27 protein-coding genes are annotated in these 21,762 nt (G+C 71.2%); 12 read left to right on the top strand and 15 right to left on the bottom strand.

Annotated elements, in window-relative coordinates; all coding sequences use genetic code 11:
- Positions 1 to 13 precede the first annotated feature (13 nt).
- The gene (locus tag G3573_RS02275; protein WP_163259226.1) at positions 14 to 358 is read right to left on the bottom strand and encodes a hypothetical protein; all 345 of its coding nucleotides are present in this window, start codon (positions 356 to 358) and stop codon (positions 14 to 16) included.
- An 89-nt stretch (positions 359 to 447) separates the two neighbouring features.
- Entirely contained in the window at positions 448 to 1,317 is an 870-nt protein-coding gene (locus tag G3573_RS02270; protein WP_163259225.1) for a LysR family transcriptional regulator, read from the bottom strand.
- A gap of 99 nt (positions 1,318 to 1,416) precedes the next feature.
- Here G3573_RS02270 and bla point away from each other — a divergent pair, with 99 nt between their 5' ends.
- Positions 1,417 to 2,331: a class A beta-lactamase gene (gene bla, locus G3573_RS02265; protein ID WP_163259224.1), complete on the top strand. Its 915-nt coding sequence runs from the start codon at positions 1,417 to 1,419 to the stop codon at positions 2,329 to 2,331.
- A 219-nt stretch (positions 2,332 to 2,550) separates the two neighbouring features.
- On the opposite strand, the gene G3573_RS02260 is transcribed toward bla, so the two are convergent.
- From G3573_RS02260 to G3573_RS02240, 5 genes are all read right to left on the bottom strand, one after another.
- Positions 2,551 to 3,234, bottom strand: coding sequence for a hypothetical protein (locus G3573_RS02260; protein WP_163259223.1), 684 nt, complete (start codon positions 3,232 to 3,234; stop codon positions 2,551 to 2,553).
- 105 nt (positions 3,235 to 3,339) lie between these two features.
- Positions 3,340 to 3,837: a hypothetical protein gene (locus G3573_RS02255; protein ID WP_163259222.1), complete on the bottom strand. Its 498-nt coding sequence runs from the start codon at positions 3,835 to 3,837 to the stop codon at positions 3,340 to 3,342.
- A gap of 93 nt (positions 3,838 to 3,930) precedes the next feature.
- The gene (gene greA / locus G3573_RS22135; protein WP_163259221.1) at positions 3,931 to 4,413 is read right to left on the bottom strand and encodes a transcription elongation factor GreA; all 483 of its coding nucleotides are present in this window, start codon (positions 4,411 to 4,413) and stop codon (positions 3,931 to 3,933) included.
- Positions 4,410 to 4,592 carry a hypothetical protein gene (locus tag G3573_RS22130; RefSeq protein WP_163259220.1) on the bottom strand — a complete coding sequence of 61 codons (183 nt, stop codon included), beginning with the start codon at positions 4,590 to 4,592 and terminating at the stop codon, positions 4,410 to 4,412. The genes greA and G3573_RS22130 overlap by 4 nt, the downstream gene beginning before the upstream one ends.
- Positions 4,593 to 4,705: 113 nt before the next feature.
- Positions 4,706 to 5,068, bottom strand: coding sequence for a hypothetical protein (locus tag G3573_RS02240; RefSeq protein ID WP_163259219.1), 363 nt, complete (start codon positions 5,066 to 5,068; stop codon positions 4,706 to 4,708).
- A gap of 296 nt (positions 5,069 to 5,364) precedes the next feature.
- Here G3573_RS02240 and G3573_RS02235 point away from each other — a divergent pair, with 296 nt between their 5' ends.
- Positions 5,365 to 5,745, top strand: a complete 381-nt coding sequence (locus tag G3573_RS02235) for a diacylglycerol kinase family protein (protein WP_240454465.1) — start codon at positions 5,365 to 5,367, stop codon at positions 5,743 to 5,745.
- Between the two features lie 3 nt (positions 5,746 to 5,748).
- Here G3573_RS02235 and G3573_RS02230 read toward each other — a convergent pair whose 3' ends face one another.
- The 5 genes from G3573_RS02230 to G3573_RS02210 all read right to left on the bottom strand — a co-directional run bounded on the left by G3573_RS02230 (position 5,749) and on the right by G3573_RS02210 (position 11,771).
- Positions 5,749 to 7,875 (bottom strand): hypothetical protein, encoded by a 2,127-nt coding sequence (locus tag G3573_RS02230; RefSeq protein WP_163259218.1) that lies wholly within the window; start codon positions 7,873 to 7,875, stop codon positions 5,749 to 5,751.
- A gap of 149 nt (positions 7,876 to 8,024) precedes the next feature.
- Positions 8,025 to 10,151, bottom strand: a complete 2,127-nt coding sequence (locus G3573_RS02225) for a TonB-dependent receptor (RefSeq protein WP_163259217.1) — start codon at positions 10,149 to 10,151, stop codon at positions 8,025 to 8,027.
- Positions 10,152 to 10,390: 239 nt separating this feature from the next.
- The gene (locus tag G3573_RS02220; protein ID WP_240454464.1) at positions 10,391 to 11,071 is read right to left on the bottom strand and encodes a polysaccharide biosynthesis/export family protein; all 681 of its coding nucleotides are present in this window, start codon (positions 11,069 to 11,071) and stop codon (positions 10,391 to 10,393) included.
- Between the two features lie 86 nt (positions 11,072 to 11,157).
- The gene (gene cueR / locus G3573_RS02215; protein WP_163259215.1) at positions 11,158 to 11,547 is read right to left on the bottom strand and encodes a Cu(I)-responsive transcriptional regulator; all 390 of its coding nucleotides are present in this window, start codon (positions 11,545 to 11,547) and stop codon (positions 11,158 to 11,160) included.
- Between the two features lie 68 nt (positions 11,548 to 11,615).
- Complete coding sequence (locus tag G3573_RS02210; RefSeq protein WP_163259214.1) at positions 11,616 to 11,771, bottom strand: hypothetical protein; 156 nt, start codon at positions 11,769 to 11,771, stop codon at positions 11,616 to 11,618.
- A gap of 180 nt (positions 11,772 to 11,951) precedes the next feature.
- Here G3573_RS02210 and G3573_RS02205 point away from each other — a divergent pair, with 180 nt between their 5' ends.
- Complete coding sequence (locus tag G3573_RS02205; protein WP_346427328.1) at positions 11,952 to 14,276, top strand: heavy metal translocating P-type ATPase; 2,325 nt, start codon at positions 11,952 to 11,954, stop codon at positions 14,274 to 14,276.
- A gap of 3 nt (positions 14,277 to 14,279) precedes the next feature.
- Here the strand turns inward: G3573_RS02205 and G3573_RS02200 are convergent, their stop codons facing one another.
- Positions 14,280 to 14,675 carry a response regulator gene (locus G3573_RS02200; protein ID WP_163259212.1) on the bottom strand — a complete coding sequence of 132 codons (396 nt, stop codon included), beginning with the start codon at positions 14,673 to 14,675 and terminating at the stop codon, positions 14,280 to 14,282.
- 96 nt (positions 14,676 to 14,771) lie between these two features.
- Positions 14,772 to 14,933 (bottom strand): hypothetical protein, encoded by a 162-nt coding sequence (locus tag G3573_RS02195; RefSeq protein WP_163259211.1) that lies wholly within the window; start codon positions 14,931 to 14,933, stop codon positions 14,772 to 14,774.
- Between the two features lie 172 nt (positions 14,934 to 15,105).
- Between G3573_RS02195 and G3573_RS02190 the strand changes: the two genes are divergently transcribed.
- Complete coding sequence (locus tag G3573_RS02190) at positions 15,106 to 15,858, top strand: AraC family transcriptional regulator (RefSeq protein ID WP_163259210.1); 753 nt, start codon at positions 15,106 to 15,108, stop codon at positions 15,856 to 15,858.
- Positions 15,859 to 15,865: 7 nt separating this feature from the next.
- On the opposite strand, the gene G3573_RS02185 is transcribed toward G3573_RS02190, so the two are convergent.
- Positions 15,866 to 16,606 carry a PepSY domain-containing protein gene (locus G3573_RS02185; protein WP_163259209.1) on the bottom strand — a complete coding sequence of 247 codons (741 nt, stop codon included), beginning with the start codon at positions 16,604 to 16,606 and terminating at the stop codon, positions 15,866 to 15,868.
- 137 nt (positions 16,607 to 16,743) lie between these two features.
- Between G3573_RS02185 and G3573_RS02180 the strand changes: the two genes are divergently transcribed.
- The 8 genes from G3573_RS02180 to G3573_RS02145 all read left to right on the top strand — a co-directional run bounded on the left by G3573_RS02180 (position 16,744) and on the right by G3573_RS02145 (position 21,694).
- Complete coding sequence (locus G3573_RS02180) at positions 16,744 to 17,031, top strand: hypothetical protein (RefSeq protein ID WP_163259208.1); 288 nt, start codon at positions 16,744 to 16,746, stop codon at positions 17,029 to 17,031.
- Positions 17,028 to 17,468 carry a periplasmic heavy metal sensor gene (locus tag G3573_RS02175; RefSeq protein WP_163259207.1) on the top strand — a complete coding sequence of 147 codons (441 nt, stop codon included), beginning with the start codon at positions 17,028 to 17,030 and terminating at the stop codon, positions 17,466 to 17,468. The genes G3573_RS02180 and G3573_RS02175 overlap by 4 nt, the downstream gene beginning before the upstream one ends.
- Positions 17,465 to 18,049, top strand: a complete 585-nt coding sequence (locus tag G3573_RS02170) for an RNA polymerase sigma factor (protein ID WP_346427327.1) — start codon at positions 17,465 to 17,467, stop codon at positions 18,047 to 18,049. Before G3573_RS02175 ends, G3573_RS02170 begins: the two co-directional genes overlap by 4 nt.
- A gap of 97 nt (positions 18,050 to 18,146) precedes the next feature.
- Entirely contained in the window at positions 18,147 to 19,982 is a 1,836-nt protein-coding gene (locus G3573_RS02165) for a copper resistance system multicopper oxidase (protein ID WP_163259206.1), read from the top strand.
- Positions 19,979 to 20,713 carry a copper resistance protein B gene (locus G3573_RS02160; protein WP_163259205.1) on the top strand — a complete coding sequence of 245 codons (735 nt, stop codon included), beginning with the start codon at positions 19,979 to 19,981 and terminating at the stop codon, positions 20,711 to 20,713. Before G3573_RS02165 ends, G3573_RS02160 begins: the two co-directional genes overlap by 4 nt.
- A 20-nt stretch (positions 20,714 to 20,733) precedes the next feature.
- On the top strand, positions 20,734 to 21,123 hold the full coding sequence (locus tag G3573_RS02155) for a copper resistance CopC family protein (protein ID WP_163259204.1): 390 nt from the start codon (positions 20,734 to 20,736) through the stop codon (positions 21,121 to 21,123).
- Between the two features lie 58 nt (positions 21,124 to 21,181).
- A complete protein-coding gene (locus tag G3573_RS02150; protein WP_163259203.1) occupies positions 21,182 to 21,514 on the top strand; it encodes a hypothetical protein in 333 nt (110 codons plus the stop codon).
- A 30-nt stretch (positions 21,515 to 21,544) separates the two neighbouring features.
- Positions 21,545 to 21,694, top strand: a complete 150-nt coding sequence (locus G3573_RS02145; protein WP_163259202.1) for a hypothetical protein — start codon at positions 21,545 to 21,547, stop codon at positions 21,692 to 21,694.
- Positions 21,695 to 21,762: the final 68 nt, after the last annotated feature.

The following is a 21,762-nucleotide window of genomic DNA, read 5'->3' as shown; positions in this document are numbered from 1 at the left end:
ATGACGTTGAAAATTAGTGCCGCGGCCGGGTCTCCGCCACGCCGCGGGCGTGGGCGCTGAGCTCGTCGGCCAGCTGGCGCCAGCGGGCGGCGAAGTCGCGGAACAGCTCGCGTTCCTCGCCGGTCTTGGCGGCCTTGGCGCGTTCCTCCATCTCCACCGCGTGGGTCAGGTACTGGGTGCGGCTGGGGCGCGGCGGCGGCTCGGCCAGGCGGCGACGGCCGTATTCGGATTCGTCGGCCAGCTGCCGCCAGGTGGTGGCGAAGCCCATGAACACTTCGCGCTCGGCGTCGGTGCGGGCGCCTCTGGCCAGGCGTTCCATGTGCTCGGCGTGGGCGCGGAACTCGTCGGCGGTGCTCATGCGGGGACCCTGTACGGTAGCCGGGCGGCTCGCAGGGATAACGCCGTGCGCGCATGGCGGGTCCGCGGGTGCGGCGGGACGTCGCAGGATCAGCCGGCGGCCGCCTCCGCCAGCCAGGCCTGGAAGGCGCGCATAGCCGGCGAGGGCGCACGCGACTTCAGCCAGGTCAGCCAGTAGCGGCCGGTCGACACCTCGGTCGCGAACGGGCGCACCAGCCGGCCGCGGGTCAGGTCGCGTTCGAACATGGCGGGCGGCGCCAGGGCCACGCCGGTCCCGAGCTGGGCGGCCTCGACCATCACCCAGGAGGAGTCGAACACCGGCCCGCGCACCGGCGGGCAGGGGACGTTCGCGGCGGCGAACCAGTCGGGCCAGTCGTCGGCCCGGTAGGAGCGGAGCAGGACTTCCCCGGCCAGGTCGGACGGCTGGCGCAGGCGCTCGGCCAGGGCGGGCGTGCACAGCGGCGTCATCGGCGCGTCGAACAGCTCCGCCGCGTCGGTGCCGTGCCAGGCCCCGTCGCCGAAGCGGATGGCGCAGTCCAGCCCCTCGGCCGCCAGGTCGACGCGGTTGTTGTTGGTCATCAGGCGCAGGTCCACGAACGGATGCGCCTCGTGGAAGGCCGGCAGGCGCGGCAGCAGCCAGCCGACCGCGAAGGTGCCGACCGCGCCCACGGTCAGCACCTCGCGCACCTGGCCGGCCTCGAAACGCGCGACCAGGTCGCCCATGCGGTCGAAGGCGTCGCGCAGGGTCGGCAGCAGGGCCAGGCCTTCGTCAGTGAGGGCGAGGCCCCGCGGCAGGCGGCGGAACAGGGCCGCGCCCAGCCGTTCCTCCAGTCCCTTCACCTGATGGCTGACCGCCGCCTGGGTCACGCACAGCTCGATGGCCGCGCGGGTGAAGCTGAGGTGGCGGGCCGAGGCCTCGAAGGCGCGCAGGGCGTTAAGCGGCAGGTGAGGGCGGGTCACGGCCAGGCCTTAGAAAATCTATGGGCTCGTCCCAGTTATCATCGTTTGCCGCCACGCGCCCGTCCGGCCACGCTCTTTCCATCGACGAGGGAGTTTTCGATGATCGGACGGCGCGCGATCCTGACCGGACTGGGCTTTGGTGCGGCGGCCCTGGCCGGCTGCGGCGTGAGGGCGGAAGGCCGCGCGGCGGCCGAGCCGGCGCCCCCGGTCCCGGATCTGATTAGCCCGCGTATCGCCGAGATCGAGGCCCGCGTGGGCGGACGCCTCGGCGTGGCGGCGCTGGACCTGCAGAACGGACGACGGTTCGCGCACCGCGGGGACGAGCTGTTCCCGATGTGCAGCACCTTCAAGTTCCTGCTGGCCTCGCAGGTGCTGGCCCGGGTCGACCGCGGCGAGGAGCGCCTGGACCGGCGCGTGCCGGTGGCGGCGTCCGACATCGTCAGCTGGTCGCCGGCGACCAAGGAGCGGGTCGGCGCGCACATGAGCGTCGAGGAGCTGTGCGCCGCCGCCGTCAGCCAGAGCGACAACGCCGCCGCCAACCTGATGCTGGGCTTCAGCGGCGGCCCGCAGGCCCTGACCGCCTTCGCCCGCTCGCTGGGCGACGAGGTCACCCGGCTGGATCGCACCGAGCCCGGGCTGAACATGGGCCGCCCCGGCGACCCGCGCGACACCACCTCGCCCCGGGCCATGCTGAAGTCGATGGGCGCCATCGTGCTGGGCCCGACCCTGACGGAGACGTCGCGCGGACGGCTGACGGGATGGATGAAGGCGACCACCACGGGCGGGCGCCGCCTGCGCGCCGGCCTGCCGAGCGCCTGGACGATCGGCGACAAGACCGGCACCGGCGAGCGGGGCACCGCCAACGACATCGCCGTCGCCTGGCCGCCCAGCGGCGGGCCGGTGCTGATCACCGCCTACCTGACCGGGGCAGAAGCCGCCGACGCCAAGGCGCGGGATCAGGCGCTGGCCGATGTGGGCCGTGTGGTCGGCGAGACCTGGCCGAAGTGGGGGTGATCGGCTCCTTCTCCCCCTGAGGGAGAAGGAGGGCCCCGCCCACCGGAGCCCGCGAGGGCGGAGGTTAGGGCGGGAGGATGAGGGGTCGCGCCGCGCCTAAGGGAAACGCGGCCGCTGGAGGATCAGGAGAGCGGAGCGCGACCCCTCATCCTCCCGCGCAGGCCTGCGCTTCGCGCCGGCGCGCGGGCTCCGTCCTTCTCCCTCAGGGGGAGAAGGAGGTCAGTGCCACCCGCCCGTCGACGCCTGTTCGGCCTGCGGGTTCACCGGCCGGGCGATCAGGCCGCTCTGGGTGATCCAGACCTCGTACTTGGCGCCGTCGGCCATCGGCATGGAGGCGCCCGAGCCGTAGAGGGCGTCGACCATGGGGGCGTACTTCTTGTACTTGCGCGCCAGGGTCCAGGCGTCCAGGCCGCCCTGCTGGGTCGGGCGCAGGTCGTAGACGCTGCGCTCGGCGTGCAGTTCGGATTCAGTGTCTTCGTAGCGGCCCGACAGGCGGTCCAGCTGGTACTGGCTGTCGAGGCCCAGCACGTTGGCCCAGCCCTTCCACTTCAGCACCCGGGCTTCCACCCGCCATTCGTCGCCGTGGATCTCGTAGGTGCGGGTGACCGCCGAGGCCTGGCCTTCCGGGGCCGGCAGGGACAGGGCGGCGTCGTAGAGGCGCGGGCCCTTCTGCTTCAGCTCCAGCGTGGCGACCGGGCGCTCATAGGTCAGCCGGTTGTAGGTTTGCACGTTCAGGCCCAGCAGGGCCGCGGCGGCCGCGACCGCCAGGAACAGCGCGCCGGCCAGGGTCCCGAACAGGCCCTTGCCCGCCTTGCCGCGGAACATCGCGCCGAACCCGCCCAGCAGGATCGCCACGCCGATCAGGCCGACGAGCGCCGGCAAAATCCACCACCACCAGACCATGGTCCCGCTCCCCAGCTCCCCCGAGCCGGGGCAAGCTTAACCACAAATGCGTCGTGGTGAATACCGGAGGTCCGTGACGGGGCGACGACGCCCGATCGGCCGCGATCAGCCGATCAGGCGGAAGGAGCGGACCATGCGCTCGACGCCGGCGGCGTCGGCGTCCGGGGCGCGCATGCCGATGGCGATGTAGGCGCGGTCGCCGTGAATGGTCGCCACCGCGTCGCCCTTCGCGCCGTTCGGGAAGTCGATCGCCGCCTTGCGGGCGTCCTTGCCCGAGACGCTGGTCGGCTCGCGCGAGGTCTGCTGGCCGCCGGCCCCGGCGACCACGCCGTCCAGGAAGGAGTCGAGTGCGCCGGCCACGCTGGTCTCGTTCGGCGCGAGCTGGACGATCATGATCATGAAGGCTTCGCTGTCACCCGCGACGGTGAACTGTGCGGTGTCCACCGTCCCCTCGATCGGGGGATGGGTCACGGCGGGCTCGCCCGGCAGGTCGACCGAAAAGCCGTAGTCGGCGCTCTTGAAGTTGCTCCAGGCGGCCTGGGCGGCGGCCGGGCCGGCCACCAGCATGACGGTCGCGACGACGAGTGAAGCCAAGAAACGCATGAGACTGATCCCCCGAGCGGCGAGGCGCCGCGGCGCGCAAGCTACACCGTGGCGACGGCTCGGGACAGCGCTCGCGCTTCAGGTGACCGCGTTTCAGGCGACCGCGACGATCTCCACTTCCGCGCCGTTGACCAGGGCCTCGTCGCCGACGGCCTTGCCCATCAGGGCCTGGGCGAGGGGGGAGATGTAAGAGACGCTGCCCTTGGCCGGGTCGGCCTCGTCCTCGCCGACGATGCGGAAGCTCTGGGTGCGGCCGTCGTCGCGTTCGATGGTGACGGTGCGCCCGAACAGGGCCTGGTCGGCGGGGCCTTCCGGTTCGGTCAGTTGGGCCGACGCGCGCCGGGCGTTCCAGTAGCGCAGGTCGCGCGTGGCGCGGGCCATGGCGGTGCGGTCGGCCTGGATGTCGCCGCCGCTGGCCTTGGCGGCGGTGAAGGCTTCCCGCGCTTCGCTCAGGGCGGCGTCCAGCTGGGCCAGGCCGGAGGCCGTGACCAGGTTGGGATGGGTCGAGATCGGGCGGTCGGGCAGGTCCGCGGCGGTCGCCTCGTAATCCTGCTCCTTGGTGAAGGCGACGCTCACTTGCGCAGCTTCGGCTTGGACTTCGAGGCCGCGTGGGCGGCGGCGACGCGCTCGGCCTGACGACGGCCGCCGGGGCCGTTGGCTAGGCCGGCCTGGGCGGCCTTCTTGCGGGCGAGGGCGGCGGCGAGGGCTTCGGCCGCGGCGGCCGGCTTGGGGGCGGTGTCGACGGGATCGGACATCCCCGCAGTCTAACACGCCCGCGCCGGCGACCGGGCGGTTTCGCACCGCGTCGGACATGAAAAAGCGCGGAGGGTGAAAGCCCTCCGCGCTCGTCACAATCCCGCTTGGGAGATCAGAACTGCGCCGCGGTCGCGGACGGGTTGATCACGGCCGCGATCGCGATGCCGATCCCCAGCACGGCGACGATGTAGGACCAGTAGCGGGTCGGGATGAAGAAGAACGAGCCGGCGTTCGGCTTCACTTCGAAGCGCTGGTTGGTCGCCGCGTCGATGTAGACGCGGCCTTCCTTGGATTCGATGGCGCGGGTGGTGAAGAACAGCGCCGCCCCGGCGACCACGCCGGCCAGGCTGACGGCCGCGGCCGACTCGAGCCCGCCCGCCAGGTGCAGCGGGGTGACGATGAACATGCACAGGAAGAACGCGACCACCACGAACAGCGGCACCAGGATGCCCTTGCCGGACCAGATAATCAGCACTGAACTCCCTCCTTCGATGGGCGGCCGCAGCCGCCGAAAACGTGAGGGAGTCCGACGCGCATGCGCCGCCGCGGCGCAGGCGCGCCGCGATTGCGGTCTGGCTTGTGACGATCCCCCCGGATCGCGAGGTCGACCGGCGCGCTTCCCCCCGGAATCGGCGCAGTCGACCTCTACGGTTCTGACGTTCGCCGAACCGTCAGGGTTGTGCAAGCCCGTGTCGCCCGACAGGCGAGCGGCGGGCTGACGCGAGGGCGCGCAATGGCCTAGCTTGGCGTTTTCGCCGGCTTCGCCTCACCATGACCCTCGACGCCATGACGCCCGCCCGCTTCACCATCGCCGCCCGGCTGAAGAGCTTCCGCTACGCCTTCACCGGCATCGGCTTCATGCTACGCACCCAGCACAACGCCTGGATCCATCTGGCCGCGACCGCGGCGGTCGTGGCCGCCGGGATCGGGCTGAAGGTCCGGGCCGAGGACTGGCGCTGGCTGATCGTGGCCATCGTCCTGGTCTGGGTGGCCGAGGCGATGAACACCGCCTTCGAACACCTGTGCGACGTGGTCTCGCCGGACTTCCACGTCCTGGTGCAGCGCTCCAAGGACGTGGCCGCCGGCGCGGTGCTGATCTGTGCGGTCGGGGCGATCGCCCTGGGTGCGCTGACCCTCGCGCCGTATCTCTAAGCGCTACCCGAACGTCCGCTTCAGCTGCAGGGCCCAGGTCACGCCCTGGGTGCGCCAGCGGTATTCGTGCGCGATCGGATCCGGCGTGGTGCGGTTGGGGAAGTAGAAATCCCGATCCCGCTCCAGCGCCCGGTCCAGCACGTTGTTGGCGCTGAGCGTGATGGTGGTCTGCGCGTTGGGGCGCGCCTCGACGAACACCCGGAACCAGGTGTTCTCCGGGTTGTAGACGTCGAACTCGTTCAGCCGGTACTGCGGCAGGGCGCCTTCGGCGTCGTAGACGATCCCCCAGGCCAGATTGCGCGCCCGCAGGTCCTGGCGGAAGTCGGCCGAAAAGCCCCACAGCTCCTCGAAGGTGAAGTCCCGGTCCTTGTGCGTGTAGGGATCGCGCACGCGGCTGTCCTGCAGGGTCCAGCGAGCGTTGAAGCGGCCGCCGGCGACGCCGAACCTGTCCAGCGGCAGGCCGACCGCCGCCTCCAGCCACAGCCGCCGGCCGTCGCCCAGATTGCCCGGCGCGTCGACCACGTCGATCACGTCCGGATCTGAGTCCGGGTCAGGGCCGTCGGGGCCCAGCACCTCGACGGGCACGCGGTCCTGGACCATCTCGACCCAGTCACTGTTCAGCGCCAGGCGCACCGCGCCGTCGCCCAGCACCTTGCGCTCGATCTCGCCGGTGAGCCGCCAGGTGCGCTCCGGCTCCAGGGTGACGTTGCCGCCGTTGGCGCGCTCGGTGGCGAGCTCCACGTTCGAGACGAAGTCGTCGAAGTTCAGCTGCGCCGCCGTCCGGCCGACCGCCAGGCGCATCCGCCATTGCGCGTCGGGGCGCCATTCCAGCGAGGCGCGCGGCTTGATGAAGGTGAGGGTGCGCTCGTAGTCGGCCGCCTCCACCGAAATGGTCGAGGTCTCGATCGCGGCGCCCCAGTCGAAGGTCAGGGTCGGGGTCAGCTTGCGCCCGCCGCTGACGAAGGCCTCGCCGCGGATCTCCTCGACCAGCACCTGCGAGCCGGGGAAGGGGATCGGGGTGTGGTGGCCCGAGGCGTCGACCGAGGCGATGCGGATGTCGGCGTCCAGCGTGTTCAGCGCCACCTCGGCGCCGGTCTCGAACGACCAGCCCCAGAGGTTGTCGCGCGACCAGGTCCCCCGGCCGATGGTCTCGCCGTACAGGTTGTCGACGGACTGGGCGAAGCCGCCGGTCAGCACGCCGGCGGGCGTGTGGTTCAGCTGCGCTTCGTCGGTCTGGTAGCGTTCACGTCGGGCCAAGGTGACCAGCTTGGCCGTGCCGCCGGCCAGGGGGCGGCTGAAGTCGCCGCCCCCCTCGAAACCACGGCGTTCGGGGACCTGGTCGATGCTGTCGAACCGGATCGGGCCGCCGGCGTCGCTGACGCGGGAGGTTTGTCTCAATGGGTTCGCCCAACTCCAGGCGCGGCCGTTCAGGTGGGCGGCGCGGCCGTCCGACGGTTCCCACGCCCAGCTGGCGCTGAGGGTGTCTTGTTGCGGCTTGTAGCGGTTGACCTTGTCGCGCCGTTCGATCAGCGCGCCCGACGGACGCGCGGTGAGCAGATCAAAGCCTTCGTCGGGCTGGTTCTCGCGGTAGTGCTCGACGGCCAGGTTCAGCGAGGTCGCGCCCTTGCGGTACAGGGCCGAAACCCCGCCCGACAGGGCGGTCTGGCGGGTGAAGGGCATGCGCACGGTGGCCTCGGCCGCGCCGGACCAGCCGTCGGCGCTGTCGCTCAGCACCACGTTGATGACCTGGGCGCGCGAGCGGTACTCGCCGCCGATCACCTGGCCAGGCACGAGCTCGACGCGCACGACCTGGGCGGCGGGAATGCGGCTGAGGATCGACTGCAGGCTTTCGGCCTTGGCGCTTGGGCGCTCGCCGTTGATGACCACGTTGCCGGCCGCGCCGGCGAAGCCGCGCACGTCCTCGCCGTCCTGGACGTTCACGCCCGGCACGCGCGAGGCCATGTCCCAGGCGTTGGATGGAGCGAACTGCGCGAACCAGGCGGACGCGTAGACGGTGCGGCCGTCGGCGGCCTGCTCCTGGGCCTGGGCGGCCCCGGCGACCAGGGCGGCGGCGGCGGTGAAGGCGAGCAGGCGGCCGCGACGGCGGCGAGAACGATCGTAAAGGCGCATCGGTATCCCCCGGACTGCGCCGTCCCGCCGATCATCACGCGTCGGGGGTTTTCGCGCACGCGGAAGCTTTGCCGTGGGGGCCGGGAAAGCCGCGGGGGTTTGCGACAAACCCCCGCCTTTCAGCGACGAAGTCGGGTCGGGCGCGGGCCTTAGCCGAAGGTCCGTTTCATCTGGATCTGCCAGACCGTGCCCTGCTTGCGCCAGCGCAGCTCGTGACCGTTGATGTCGAACTCGCGCGTGCCGTCGAAGAAGGTGCGGTCACGGATGACCGGCCGGTTGAACACGTTGTTGGCGCTGAGCGTGATGGTGGTCTGGGCGTTCGGACGCGCCTCGACGAACACGCGGAACCAGTAGTTCTCCGGATTCCAGACGTCGATCTCGTTGATCCGGTACTGCGGGCTGCCGCCTTCGGCGTCGTAGACCACGCCCCAGGCCAGGTTGTGGGCGCGCAGGTCCTGGCGGAAGTCGGCCGAGAAGCCCCACGGCTCTTCGCCGGTGAACTCGCGGTCGGAGTGGGTGTAGGGGTCGGTGACCGAGCTGTCCTGCAGGGTCCAGCGTGCGTTGAACCGCCCGCCGGTGACGCCGAAGCGGTCCAGCGGCAGGCCGGCCACGGCCTCCAGCCAGATGCGGCGCCCGTCGCCCAGGTTGCCCGGACCGTCGACCACGTCGACCAGCACGCCGTGCTCGTCGAAGATCTCGATCGGCACGCGATCCTGGACCATCTCGACCCAGTCGCTGTTCAGGCCCAGGCGCAGCGTGCCGTCCCCCAGCACCTTGCGCTCGATCTCGCCGGTCAGCCGCCAGGTGCGCTCGGGCTCCAGCGCCACGTTGCCGCCGTTCGAACGGCCGTTGGCCAGCTCCACATTGGAGACGAAGTCGTCGAAGTTCAGCTGGGCCGCGGTGCGCCCGACCGCCACGCGCGCGCGCCAGTTGGTGTCCGGACGCCACTCCAGCGAAGCGCGCGGCTTCACGAAGGTCAGAGTCCGCTCGGACGAGACGGTCAGACCCGGCGTGAGGGTCGAAGCGTCCGACGAGATGGTCGAGGTCTCGACCGCCACGCCCCAGTCGAAGCTCAGCGTCGGGGTCAGCTTGCGCCCGCCGCTGACGAAGGCCTCGCCGCGGACTTCCTCGACCGTGGCCTGCGAGCCCGGCAGCTGGATCGGGGTGCGCACGCCAAGGTCGTCGACCAGGGCCAGGCCGATGTCGGCGTCCAGCGTGTTCAGCGCGGCCTCGGCGCCGGTCTCGATCGACCAGCCCCACAGGTTCTCGCGCGACCAGGTCCCGCGCACGATGCTTTCGCCGTAGGTGTTGTCGACGCTCTGCGTGACGCCGCCGGTCAGGACGCCCGCCGGCGTGTGGTTCAGCTGGGTTTCCTCGGTCTGGTAGCCCACGCGGCGCATCAGGCCGACCAGCTTCGCCGTGCCCCCGCCGAACGGCCGGCTGAAGTCGCCGCCCAGCTCATAGCCCTGGCGTTCCGGGTTCTGGGCGATGGTGTCGTAGCGCAGCGGGCCGCTGTCGTTGCTGACCTCGGACTTGTGGCGCAGCGGGTTCTCCCAGCTCCAGGCCCGGCCGTTCAGGTGCGCGGCGCGCCCGTCGGTCGGCTCCCAGGCCCAGCTGGCGCTCAGCGTGTCTTCGCGGGTGGTGTAGCGGTTGATCTTGTCGCGGCGCTCGATCAGGTCGCCGGACGGACGGTCGACCCAAAGGTCGTAGCCCTGGTCGGGCGAGTTGTCGCTGTAGTGGCTGACCGCCAGGTTCAGCGAAGTCGCGCCCTTGCGGTACAGGGCCGACGCGCCGCCCGAGAGCGACGCCTGGTTGGTGTAGGGCATGCGCACCGTCGCATCGACCGCGCCGGACCAGCCGCTGGCCTCCTCGGTCAGGACCACGTTGATGACCTGGGCGCGGGCGCGGTACTCGCCGCCGATCAGCTGGCCGGGCACCACCTCGACGCGGACGACCTGGGCCGACGGGATGCGGCTGAGGATCGACTGCAGGCTCTCGGCCTTGGCGCTGGGACGGGCGCCGTTGATGACCACGTTGCCGGCCGCGCCGGCGAAGCCACGCACGTCCTCGCCGTCCTCGACCGTCACGCCCGGCACTTGGGAGGCCATGTCCCAGGCGTTCGACGGGGCGAACTTCGCGAACCATTCGGCGGGATAGACGGTGCGGCCGTCCGTGCCGGGTTCCTGGGCCAGGGCGGCGCCGGCGAGCAGGCTGCCGGCGGCGGCCACGGCGGCGAGCCAGGCGCCGTTGCGGCGCGTGCGGACGGAGCGCGTCATGGAGATTCCCCCTGGTGCGCCGTCCTCCCGATACCCACGCCGGAGGCTTCGTCGCGCACCGCGAAGCTGTGCCGTCGCCTATGGGGTGAGTCGCGTTACAAAGGCGTAATGCCAAGCTTGTTCGGCGAAGTGTGTCTAATGCGTCCCGCCTGATCCGATCCCTCGGATCGGATCAGGTCGGAATCCTGACTGAGCGCATTTTCTGCGCCGAACCGGCGGCCACTTCGGCGGAAAATGCGCTAGCGACCGTAAGGATTGTTCAGCGAGTAGCTGAAGCCGATGGGCATCATGTCGCGGACCTGGGCCATGTAGACCCCGGCTTCGGCCGCGGCGGTCCGCGGCACGTAGACGATGTCGAAGCGGCGCAGCGCGGCGCGGTCGGCGCGGCTGGGGTCCTTCAGGGCCTTCGACAGGTCGATGGTGCGGGCCATGGCGCGCCCGCCGGGGCCGCGCCGGATCAGCACCACTTCCGAAGTCTTGGCGCCCGGCTTGAAGCCGCCGGCCATGATCACCGCCTGCAGGGCGTCGATGTCGCCGGGCATGTCGATGGCGCCGGGGGACGTGACCTCGCCGCCGACGAACACCTTCAGGCCGGCGGTCTTCAGCGAGACCTCGACGACTGGGCGCAGCAGCTGGCTGGAATAGGCCTTGGAGATGTCGGTCTGCAGGTCCGGCAGCGAGCGGTCGGCCGCCATCACGTCGCCGATCAGGGGCAGGGCGACCCGCCCGTCCGGCCCGACCTTGACCGTGCGGGTCAGCTCCGGCGCGGTCGGGGTCGCGACCTCGATCTCGTCGCCGGGATAGAGCCGATAGCCGGGCTCGTCGTCGGTCCAGGTGGCGAAGTCGATGTCGGGAAAGCGCGCGGCCGAACGCGACGTGGCGCAGCCGGCGAGCGCCAGGCCCGCCAGAGCCGCCAGCATCAGCCGCCGATTTGTCCGCGCGTGATCCATCGCCGCGAAGGTCGGCTGGAATGGGTAACCGGCGGTTAACGACGCGGGCGCCGCGCTTATGCCTCCGCCAGATCCGCCAGGATCGGGCAGTCGGGGCGTTCGTCGCCGGCGCAGCAGCGGGCCAGTTCGCGCAGGGTGTCGGCCATGGCCTGCATTTCGGCGATGCGGGCGTCGAGGTCGGCGACATGGCTCTGGGCGATGGCCTTGACCTCGCGCGAGGGGCGCTCGCGGTCGCGCCACAGCGACAAGAGCTTGCCGATCTCCTCGACGGAGAAGCCCAGGTTGCGGGCGCGGCGGATGAAGCGCAGCTCGTTGACCTCGCGCGGGCCGAAGCTGCGGTAGTTGCTGTCGGTGCGGTCGGCCGGCCGGACCAGGCCGATGCTCTCGTAATACCGTATCATCTTGGTGGAGACGCCGGAGGCCTTGGACGCCTGGCCGATGTTCATCTGGTCCTCCTGACGAAAAGGGGCGCGCCTCCCGGGGGGAGGACCGGGAGGCGCAGGGCGAGGGCGGCTCAGCCGCAGTGGTCGCCGCAGCCTTCACGGCTGTCGGCGCTGGCGCACTTGCAGGGATCGCAGGCGCAGGACGGGCCGCAGCCGCAACCGGCGTCGGCGGGCGCGCACTTGCACGGGGCGCAGGTGCAGGGGGAGCAGTCACACTTGGTCGGCATGTCGAACCTCGTTGGTCAGCGATGTGCCTGGGGGTGATAGACCTTCCAGTCATGGGAAGGTCAAGCGGCCTTTTTCGACGTTATTTCGGGAGGCGAACGACGACCGGGAGACCGCAAACCGGGCCGTTGACCCTCCCATGATGGGAAGCCCTAGCGTGCAGCTCCTTGCAGATTTCCGGAGTGCGCAGTCGTGACCCACACGGCCGATCCCACGCTTCCTGTCATGTCGTCGACCCGGTGTGCGGCATGACGATCGACCCGCATACGTCAAAGCATCGTGCCACCTTCGACGGGCGGACCCGGCACTTCTGTTCCGAGCGTTGCCGGCAGAAGTTCGAGGCCGACCCGCAGGCCTACCTGCATTCTGAGCGGCCTGCGGCGCCGGCCGCGCCCGAGGGCGCGGTCTACACCTGTCCCATGCATCCCGAAGTCCGCCAGATCGGGCCGGGCGCCTGTCCGCTTTGCGGCATGGCGTTGGAGCCGGAGGTGATGACGGCGGACACCGGCCCCAACCCGGAGCTGGCCGACATGACCCGGCGGTTCTGGATCGGCCTGGCCTTCGCGCTGCCGGTGTTCGTGCTGGAGATGGGCGCGCACCTGGCCGGCCTGCACATGCCGGTCGGCCGCCAGACGTCGAACTGGCTGCAGTTCGCGCTGGCCACCCCGGTCGTGCTGTGGGCTGGCTGGCCGTTCTTCGCGCGGGGCTGGGCGTCGCTGAAGGCGCGCAGCCTCAACATGTTCACCCTGATCGCCATGGGCGTGGGCGTCGCCTGGCTCTACAGCGTCGTCGCCGTGCTGGCGCCCGGCGCGTTCCCCGAGGCCTTCCGGGAGCACGGCGTCGTCCCGGTTTATTTCGAAGCCGCGGCGGTGATCACCGTGCTGGTCCTGCTGGGCCAGGTGCTGGAGCTGCGGGCGCGCGAACAGACCTCCGGCGCGATCCGGGCCCTGCTGGACCTCGCGCCCAAGACCGCGCGGCGCGTCCGTGACGACGGGAGCGACGAGGAAGTGACGCTGGACCTGATCGGGGTCGGGGATCGGCTGCGGGTCCGGCCCGGCGAGAAGATCCCGGTGGACGGCGCGGTGATCGACGGCCGCGCCGCGGTCGACGAGTCCATGGTGACCGGCGAGTCGATGCCCGTGACCAAGGCGCCGGGCGCGCAGGTGGTGGCCGGGGCGCTGAACAAGACCGGCTCGTTCGTCATGCGGGCCGAGAAGGTCGGGGCCGACACCCTGCTGTCCCAGATCGTGCAGATGGTGGCGAGCGCCCAGCGCAGCCGCGCGCCGATCCAGCGCCTGGCCGACCAGGTGTCGGGCTGGTTCGTGCCGGCCGTGATCGCGGCGGCGGCCCTGGCCTTCGTCGTCTGGTCGCTGGTCGGGCCGGAGCCGCGCATGGCCTTCGCCCTCGTCGCCGCCGTGTCGGTGCTGATCATCGCCTGTCCCTGTGCCCTGGGCCTGGCGACGCCGATCTCGATCATGGTGGGCGTCGGTCGCGGGGCCCAGGCGGGCGTGCTGATCAAGAACGCCGAGGCGCTGGAGCGCTTCGAGAAGGTCGACACCCTGGTGGTCGACAAGACCGGCACCCTGACCGAAGGCCGCCCCGCCGTCGTCGCCATCGAGCCGGCGGCCGGCTTCGACGAGCAGGAGTTGCTGCGCCTCGCCGCCAGCCTGGAGCGCAACAGCGAACACCCGCTGGCCGACGCCGTTGTCCGCGCCGCCGTCGACCGCTCCATCGCGCTCACGGAGGCGAGCGAGTTCGACTCGCCGGTCGGCAAGGGCGTGGTCGGCCGGGTCGAAGGCCGCGCGCTGGCCCTGGGCAGCGGCGAGTTCATGGCCGAGCAGGGCGTCGCCACCGCCGAACTGGACGCCGCGGCCGAGCGCCTGCGCCAGGACGGGGCGACAGCGATCTTCGCCGGCGTGGACGGACGCCTGGCCGGCGTGTTCGGCATCGCCGATCCGATCAAGGCGAATGCGCAGGGCGCCGTCGAAGCGCTGAAGCGGTCCGGCGTGCGCCTGGTGATGATGACCGGCGACAACCGCACGACCGCCCAGGCGGTGGCGCGCCGGCTCGGGATCGACGAGGTGGCCGCCGAGGTCCTGCCGCAGGACAAGGCCGCCGTGGTCGAACGCTTCCGCCGCGAGGGCAGGGTCGTCGCCCTGGCCGGGGACGGGGTCAACGACGCGCCGGCCCTGGCCGCCGCCGACGTCGGGATCGCCATGGGTACCGGTGCGGACGTGGCCATCGAGAGTGCCGGGGTGACCCTGCTGAAGGGCGATCTCGCGGGCATCGTCCGGGCCCGGCGGCTGTCGCGCGCGGTGATGCGCAACATCCGCCAGAACCTGTTCTTCGCCTTCGTCTACAACGCCGCCGGCGTGCCGATCGCGGCCGGGCTGCTGTACCCGCTGTTCGGGCTTCTGCTGTCCCCGGCGATCGCGGCCGGGGCCATGGCCCTCTCGTCGGTCAGCGTGGTCGGCAACGCGCTTCGGCTGAGGCGCGTGCATCTGTAGGCGTCACGCCGCGAGGCCGTCGGCCGCCGCCGCGAGCAGGGCGCCGATCTCGCGGCAAAGCCGGACCGGGCAATAGGGCTTGGCCAGATGGACCGCGCCGCTCACGCCCTGGACCTCGACGTCCTCGGCCGGGCGGGCGCTGGCGTAGATCACCGGCAGGGCCGGGTTCAGCTCGCGCGCGCGGCGAGCCACGTCGAAGCCGGTCAGGTCCGGGTCGCCGAGGTCGATGTCGGCGACCAGCGCGTTCAGGCGCCCGGCATGGGCGTCGAGCGCGGCCATCGCGGCCTCGGCCGTGGCGGCCGAGATCACCTCGCAGCCGACGCTGGCCAGGGTTTCGGCGACAAGCGGCAGGATGAGCGGATGGTCCTCGACCACGAGGACGCGGGGCGCGGCGGTCATCGTACGGATCCTGGGAAAGGGGCGCGCCTCCCGGCGAGGGGGGAGGACGACCGGGAGGCGCGAGGGGACGCCGGCCGGGGTCAGCCGGCGTCAGGCTTACTCGCCGCAGGCGCAGTCCGGGGCGCACCGGCGCTCGGCCGAGCAGGCGCACTGCTCGCCGCAGCCGCACTGGCTGTTGCAGCCGCAGCTCGAGGCGGCCGGAGCGCATTCGCAGCGCGGGGCGCAGGTGCAGGCTTGGTTTTCGCACTTGGTCGACATGGGGGAGCTCCTGTTTGGTCGTTGGCGAGAGCATCCCTACCGACCCCTGCGAGCCGACGATTGAACGAAGGGGCTAGGCGCTTTCGGGCCGAAAATTTTCGCTCGAAGGCCAGGGGTTGACCTTCCCATGGTGGGAAGCCGCAGGTTCGCGCGTGCAACGGGAGAGCACGTAATGTCCGTCCACAGCCGCGGCCGCATCTGTCTTTGGGAAGGCGGGAGCCTCTGGATCGGCGAGACGACCGGCGAGATCGAGCCGCACGCCCATCACGCCGTGCAGCTGACGCTCAGCTTCGGCGACGACTTCCGGTTCGAGGCCGACGGCCGGGTCGTCACCGGCCGCGCCGCCATGGTGGCCAGCGACGTGCTCCACGCCTTCCGCGCCAAGGGCGAGATCGCCCACCTGTTCGTCGAGCCGGAGAGCCGGATCGGGCGCGCGCTGCTGGCCGCCTTCTGCGCGGAGGCGCCGGTCTCCCTTCTGCCTCAGGCCGTCCTGCAGGACGCCGCCGACGCCCTGGCGCGGGCCTGGCGCGACGGCGCGGCCGACGACCGGCTGGTCGAACTGGCCAAGGCGGCGTTCGGGGCCCTGGCGCCGGCCGTCGAGCAGGCCAGCGCGCCGGACGCCCGCGTGCGCGAAGTGATCGAATGGGTCAGCGAGAACGTGTCCGAACCGCTCTCGCTGGAGGGCGCGGCCGAGATCGCCGGCCTGTCGCCCGGCCGCACCCGCCACCTGTTTGTGCAGGAGACCGGCGTGGCGTTCCGGTCCTACGTCCTGTGGCTGCGGCTGATGCGGGCGGTGCGGCGCTACGCCGAGGGCGCGCCCCTGACCGAGGCCGCCTACGACGCGGGCTTCGCCGACTCCGCCCATCTCAGCCGCACCTTCCGGCGCATGTTCGGCACGCCGGCGAGCGCGCTTCGCATGGCCTGACCGGCGCTCAGCCCGGCTGGCGGGCCTCCCGCGTGCGCCGGCCGGCGGCCCGCCATTGCTGCAGGTCGCGCGCCAGCCGGATCCACAGCAGGATGACGCCGGTGACCACGATGCTCAGCGTCAGCACCGCGGCGGCGATGATCAGCGGGTGGTTGAAGTTCTCGCCGGTCTTCAGGTCCATGATGTGGAGCCGCCAGAACACGTCGTAGAACCGCCAGAGGCCGGAGCGGCGGGTGACCACCTCGGCCGTCGCCGGCGACAGGTAGAAGGTGGTCCGCTCCAGATCGTCGAAATCCACCCGCCACAGCGCGCCGGTCCGCCCGGTTTCCTGCGGCGCCTCGGCCAGCAGGCGCACGGCGACGACGTGGGCGTCGCCCTTGTAGGCGAGACGGGCGAAGGTGCGGACCTCCTCCTCGTCCATCGGCGGCAGGGCGCTTCCGAGGATGGCGTCGCGGATCACCGGTTCGCCCGAGGCGGGCTTGAGCACCCACACCGGGCCGCGCGGCGTCGATTTCAGGTCGGCGTCGATCGGGGCCACGCCGGCGAGGCGCGCGACGTCGGCGGCCGAGAGCAGCCGGGACGGGTCGAGCGGGGCGGGGCGGGCGTCGGCGACGTGATGCTCGCCGCGCACCTTCTCGATCGGCAGGACGGTCATGATCAGACCGCCGGCCACCCACGCCAGCACCTGCACGCCGACCACCAGGCCGATCCACTTGTGCAGCTGCAACGACAAACGCAGTACCTTCATCACGCTCCCCCGAACGCTCACGCCTGGCGATCCGCCATTCGATGGGGGAGTACGCGCCGAGGTTCCGGGCCCCTCATCTTGAGGGTTCGCGCCGAACCGCGCGTAGTGTGGGATCGAGAGCCCCGGAGTCCGCCGCCATGACGAAATCGCTGGACGAGCAGCTGCACGCGCTGGCGCAGAGCGAGCCCGACCGGTCGCTGGCCCAGCTGGAGCCGGCGGTGTGGGCGCGGATCGGCGCGCGCGAGGAGGCACAGCCGAGGCCGTTCGGGCCGCTGCGGGTCGCCACCGTGTCCCTGGCCCTGGTCGCCGGCGTGGCGGTCGGCGGGGCCGCCGCCACCGCGGCCGTGCACACGCCCAAGGAGATGCAGGTTTTTGCGGTGAAGCCCGACCTGGCGCCCTCGACCCTGCTGGAGGGCGGCCGATGAGCGTTGGCCTGCGCAACCTGCTGTTCACGGTGGCCCTGGCCGCCGTCGCCGCCGCGCTCGGGGCCTGGGGCGGGGCGCGCTACGTGGTCGGCGCACGGGCGCCGGCCTCCCTGCACGAGACCGTGCACCACAAGCTGGACCTCAGCGCCGAGCAGGAGCGCCGCATCGACGCGCTGGAAGGCCGCTTCGCCGTCCGCCGCAAGGCGCTGGAGGCCGACATGCGCGCCGCCAACGCCGAGCTCGCCGCCGCCATCGAGGCCAGCGACGGCTATTCCCCGCAGGTCCAGGCCGCGGTCGACCATTTCCACCATGCGATGGGCGCGCTCCAAAAAGAGACCATCGCCCACGTCTTCGACATGCGCGCCGAACTGACCCCGGCCCAGGCCGCGCGGTTCGACGCCGAGGTCGCCCGGACCCTGACCGCCGAAGACAAGTGAGTCCGCCTCCGGTCGACAGCGACGGCGAGCTCGCCCTGCGGGCCGCCAGGGGCGACGAGCGCGCCTTCACCCTCCTGATGCGCAAGCACAAGGAGGGGCTGTACCGCTTCGTCCGCCGCTATGTCGGCGACGCCGACGAAGCCTACGACCTGCTGCAGGAGAGTTTCGCCGGCGCCTGGCGCGGGCTGGACCGCTACGATCCCGCGCGGCCGTTCGAGGTCTGGCTGCGTCGGGTGGCGCTGAACAAGTGCCGCGACTGGAGCCGGCGCCGGTTCGTGCGGCGGCTGGTGCGCGGGGTCGGCGCGGAGCCGGCCGAACTGGAAGCCGCGCCCGATCCTGGATCCTCGCCCGAGGCCGCCCTGGTCGAGGCCGAGGCTCTACGTCGGCTGGACCGGGCGGTGGCCGACCTGCCGCCGGCCCTCAAGGAGCCGCTGATCCTGACCGCGCTGGAGGGCCTGTCGCAGCAGGAGGCGGCGGCCCTGCTGGGCGTCTCGGTCAAGGCGGTTGAGACGCGGGTCTATCGCGCCCGTCGTCGCCTGGCGGAAATTACAGGGGCCGCCCTGCGAGACGGCGAGGGGTGAGCGGCGGGCGTGCGTATGAGTAGGCAGACGGGGGCTTGACCCTCCCATGATGGGAGGGGGCAGGGTGCGCCGTTCCCGTGACGGCTCGAGAGTTGTGATGACGTTGACCCGACTGCTGCTGGCGATCTGCGCGATGCTTGCGTTCGCGCCGGCCGCGCTGGCGGCCGAGTACGACCTGGTGATCGACAAGCGCGTGGTCGACATCGACGGCCGCAAGGCCGAGCAGATCACCATCAATGGCCAGCTGCCGGGACCGACCCTGCGTTTCCGCGAGGGCGAGACCGCCACCATCCGGGTCACCAACCGGCTGAACGAGACCACCTCGATCCACTGGCACGGCTTCCTGCTGCCGGCCGAGAAGGACGGCGTGCCGGGCTTCAATGGCTTCAAGGGCATCGCGCCCGGCGAGACCTACACCTACCAGTTCCAGATCAAGCAGAACGGCACCTACTGGTACCACGCCCACGCGGCGACCCAGGAGCAGGCCGGCCACTACGGCTCGATCGTGATCGACCCGGCCGACGGGCCGCGGATCAAGACCGACCGGGACTATGTGGTGGTGCTGTCGGAGTTCACGCCGGAGGATCCGGAGCGGATCCTGCGCAACCTCAAGGTCGACCCGGGCTACTACAACTATCGCAAGCGCACCCTGGGCGACTTCTTCCGCGACGCCCGGACGTTCGGTCTCGGCGCGGCGGTCAAGGACCGTAAGGCCTGGGGCGGCATGCGCATGGACCCGACCGACATCGCCGACGTGTCCGGCTACACCTTCCTGGTCAACGGCAAGGGGCCGAAGACCAATGAGACCTTCCTGTTCAAGCCGGGCGAGAAGGTTCGCCTGCGGTTCGTGAACGCGTCGGCCATGAGCTATTTCGACGTGCGCATCCCGGGCCTGAAGATGACCGTGGTCTCCGCCGACGGGCGCGACGTCGAGCCGGTGCCGGTCGACGAATTCCGCATCGCGGTGGCCGAGACCTACGACGTCATCGTGGAGCCGCAGACGCCGGAAGCCTTCACAGTCTTCGCCGAGGCGATCGACCGGTCCGGCTACGCCCGCGCCACCCTGGCCCCGACGACGGGCATGAGCGCGGCCATCCCCGCGATGCGCCCGCGCGCCATCCTCATGATGAGCGAGATGGGCCACGCCATGCCCGGCATGGACCACGCCGCCATGGGCCACGGGGCTTCGGCGCGGACGGCCGGCCATGAAGGCATGGACCACTCCGGCATGGCCGGGATGGAGGGCATGGATCACGCCGCCATGGGCCACGACATGTCGGGCGGCGACGAGGTCGTCACCGACTATCCGAAGATCGACTACGGCATGGGCCGGCCGACCATGGCCCACGACATGGGCGAGTTGGCGGCGGAAGGCAGCCTGAACGGCTCGGGCGAGGTGTACGGCTGGTCGTCCGGCGCGCCCTATGGCTCGAAGGTGCTGAGCTATGCCGACCTGCGCTCGGCCACGCCGCAGGCCGACACCCGCGCGCCGGACCGCGAGATCGTGGTGCGGCTGGGCGGGAACATGGAGCGCTACCGCTGGACCATCAACGGCCAGACCTTCGAGGAGGCCGAGCCGATCCGCCTGAAGTACGGCGAGCGGGTGCGCATGACCTTCATCAACGAGTCGATGATGGCCCACCCCATGCACCTGCACGGCATGTTCGTGCAGCTGGAGAACGGCCAGCCGATGGACCGCCTGCCGGACAAGCACGTGGTCAGCGTCGCCCCGGGCAAGAGCTATTCGGTGCTGATCAGCGCCGACGCGCCCGGCGAGTGGGCCTTCCACTGCCATCTGCTCTACCACATGGAATCCGGCATGATGCAGAAGGTGACGGTGGCCCGCCTGGACGGCGACGCGCCGGCGGCTTCGGCCGACAAAGGCGAAGCCGAGCACGGCCACCACCACGCCGGCCACGGAGCGGGCCAATGACCCGCGCCGTCATGCTGGCCGCCCTGGCGTCTGCGGCTCTCGCCGCGCCGGTCGCCGCCGAGGACGTCCGCGAGAAGTCGCTGAACGATCCGGCCTCCCACAAGCACCGCACCTATTCCATGGTCCGGCTCGAGGCCGACGCCGGGACCACCACGGACGGGCAGGGGATCGGCTCCTGGGAGGGCGACGCCTGGATCGGCGGCGACAAGAACAAGCTCTGGTTCAAGACCGAGGGCCAGGTCGAGGACGGCCAGACCGAAGAGGCCGAGCTGCAGGCCCTGTGGAGCCGCAACGTCGCGACCTTCTGGGACCTGCAGGCGGGCGTGCGCCACGACTTCGAGCCCGACCCCACCACCTATCTGGCGCTCGGCGTGCAGGGGCTGGCGCCCTACCAGTTCGAGACCGACGCGGCCGCCTTCCTAAGCGAGGACGGCGACTTGGGCGTGCGCTTCAAGCAGAGCTTCGACGTGCTTTTGACCCAGCGGCTGGTGCTGGAGCCGGAGGTGGAGCTGAACGCCTTCGCCCAGGACGTGCCGGAGAAGGATGTCGGCGCCGGCTTCTCGGACGTCGAGGCCAAGCTGAAGCTCCGCTACGAGATCACCCGCAAGTTCGCCCCCTATGTCGAGGCCGCCTACGAACGGCGCCTCGGCGAGACCGCCTCCATCGCCCGCGCCAGTGGATCCGACGTCGACACGACCTCGATCCGCATCGGCTTGCGGACCTGGTTCTGATCCTTCCCCTGGAGTTCCGAATGAAGCTCGTCCTCGCGGCCGCCCTCGCGCTCGCCGTCGCCACCCCGGCCCTGGCCGACCACGCCGGCATGGACCACGGCGCGCAAGATCACGCCGATCACGGCGCTATGATGGAAGGCGGCCTGAAGTCGTCCTCTCCGGAATCCGGCTCGACTGTCAGCGCCCCCAAGACCCTGGTGCTGACCTTCGAGCACCCGATGAAGCTGGACATGGTCACCCTGACCGGCCCGAACGGCGCGACGCTGAAGCTGAAGGGCGGCGCTGCGGTCGCCGACAGCGCCACGGTGAAGCTGCCGGTGCTGGCCGCCGGCGTCTGGAAGGCCGCCTGGCACGCCACCTCGGCCGACGGGCACATGATGTACGGCGCGCTCGGCTTCACCGTTCGCTGAAACCCGCGGTCTGATCGCCGCTCGCGCCCGTCCGGCTCGGAGGTGTAGAAAGAGCCTCATGCGCCCGTCGAAGATCGCACGTCTGCTGGCCCTGATCGTCCCGCTGCTCATGGGCGGGATGTGGACGGTCGCGGCGATCGCTTGCCCGCTGGAGGAGAGCGGGTCGATGCCGGCGGCTTCGGCGCCCGACGACGATTGCGCGCCGAAAGGCGCCCTGGGCGGCGTCGTTCAATGCGCCGTCGTTTGCCACGCGTCGGTCCTGCCCAGCGGGCCGCAGATCGTTCAGACGGTCACGTTCCAGCCCGTGGCCTACGCCGTGGAGCAGGAAGAGGCGAGCGGCGTCGTCTCCGATCCGGACGTGCCGCCCCCTCGAGGCTTCCAGTTCGCCTGACGTTCAAACCTCAGATAACTGGAGACAATCATGAAACGCGTTCTGGCCATCTCGGCCTTCCTGCTGCTCGCTTCCGGGACCGCCGCCTATGCCGCCGCGCCGGAGGCCGTGGCCCACGCGGTCGCGGCTTGCTGCGACGCCGTCGCGGCCTGCTGCAACGGCATGAGCGGCTGCTGCTAAGTCGTGTACGGGCGCTCGCTCCTTTAGGGGCGGGCGCCTTCGCCGCGTCGTTCACTCACGGTTAACGC

Source organism: Caulobacter sp. 17J65-9, assembly GCF_010975005.1.
Classification (GTDB): Bacteria; Pseudomonadota; Alphaproteobacteria; order Caulobacterales; family Caulobacteraceae; genus 17J80-11.
This window is presented reverse-complemented; position numbering and strand designations above follow the sequence as displayed.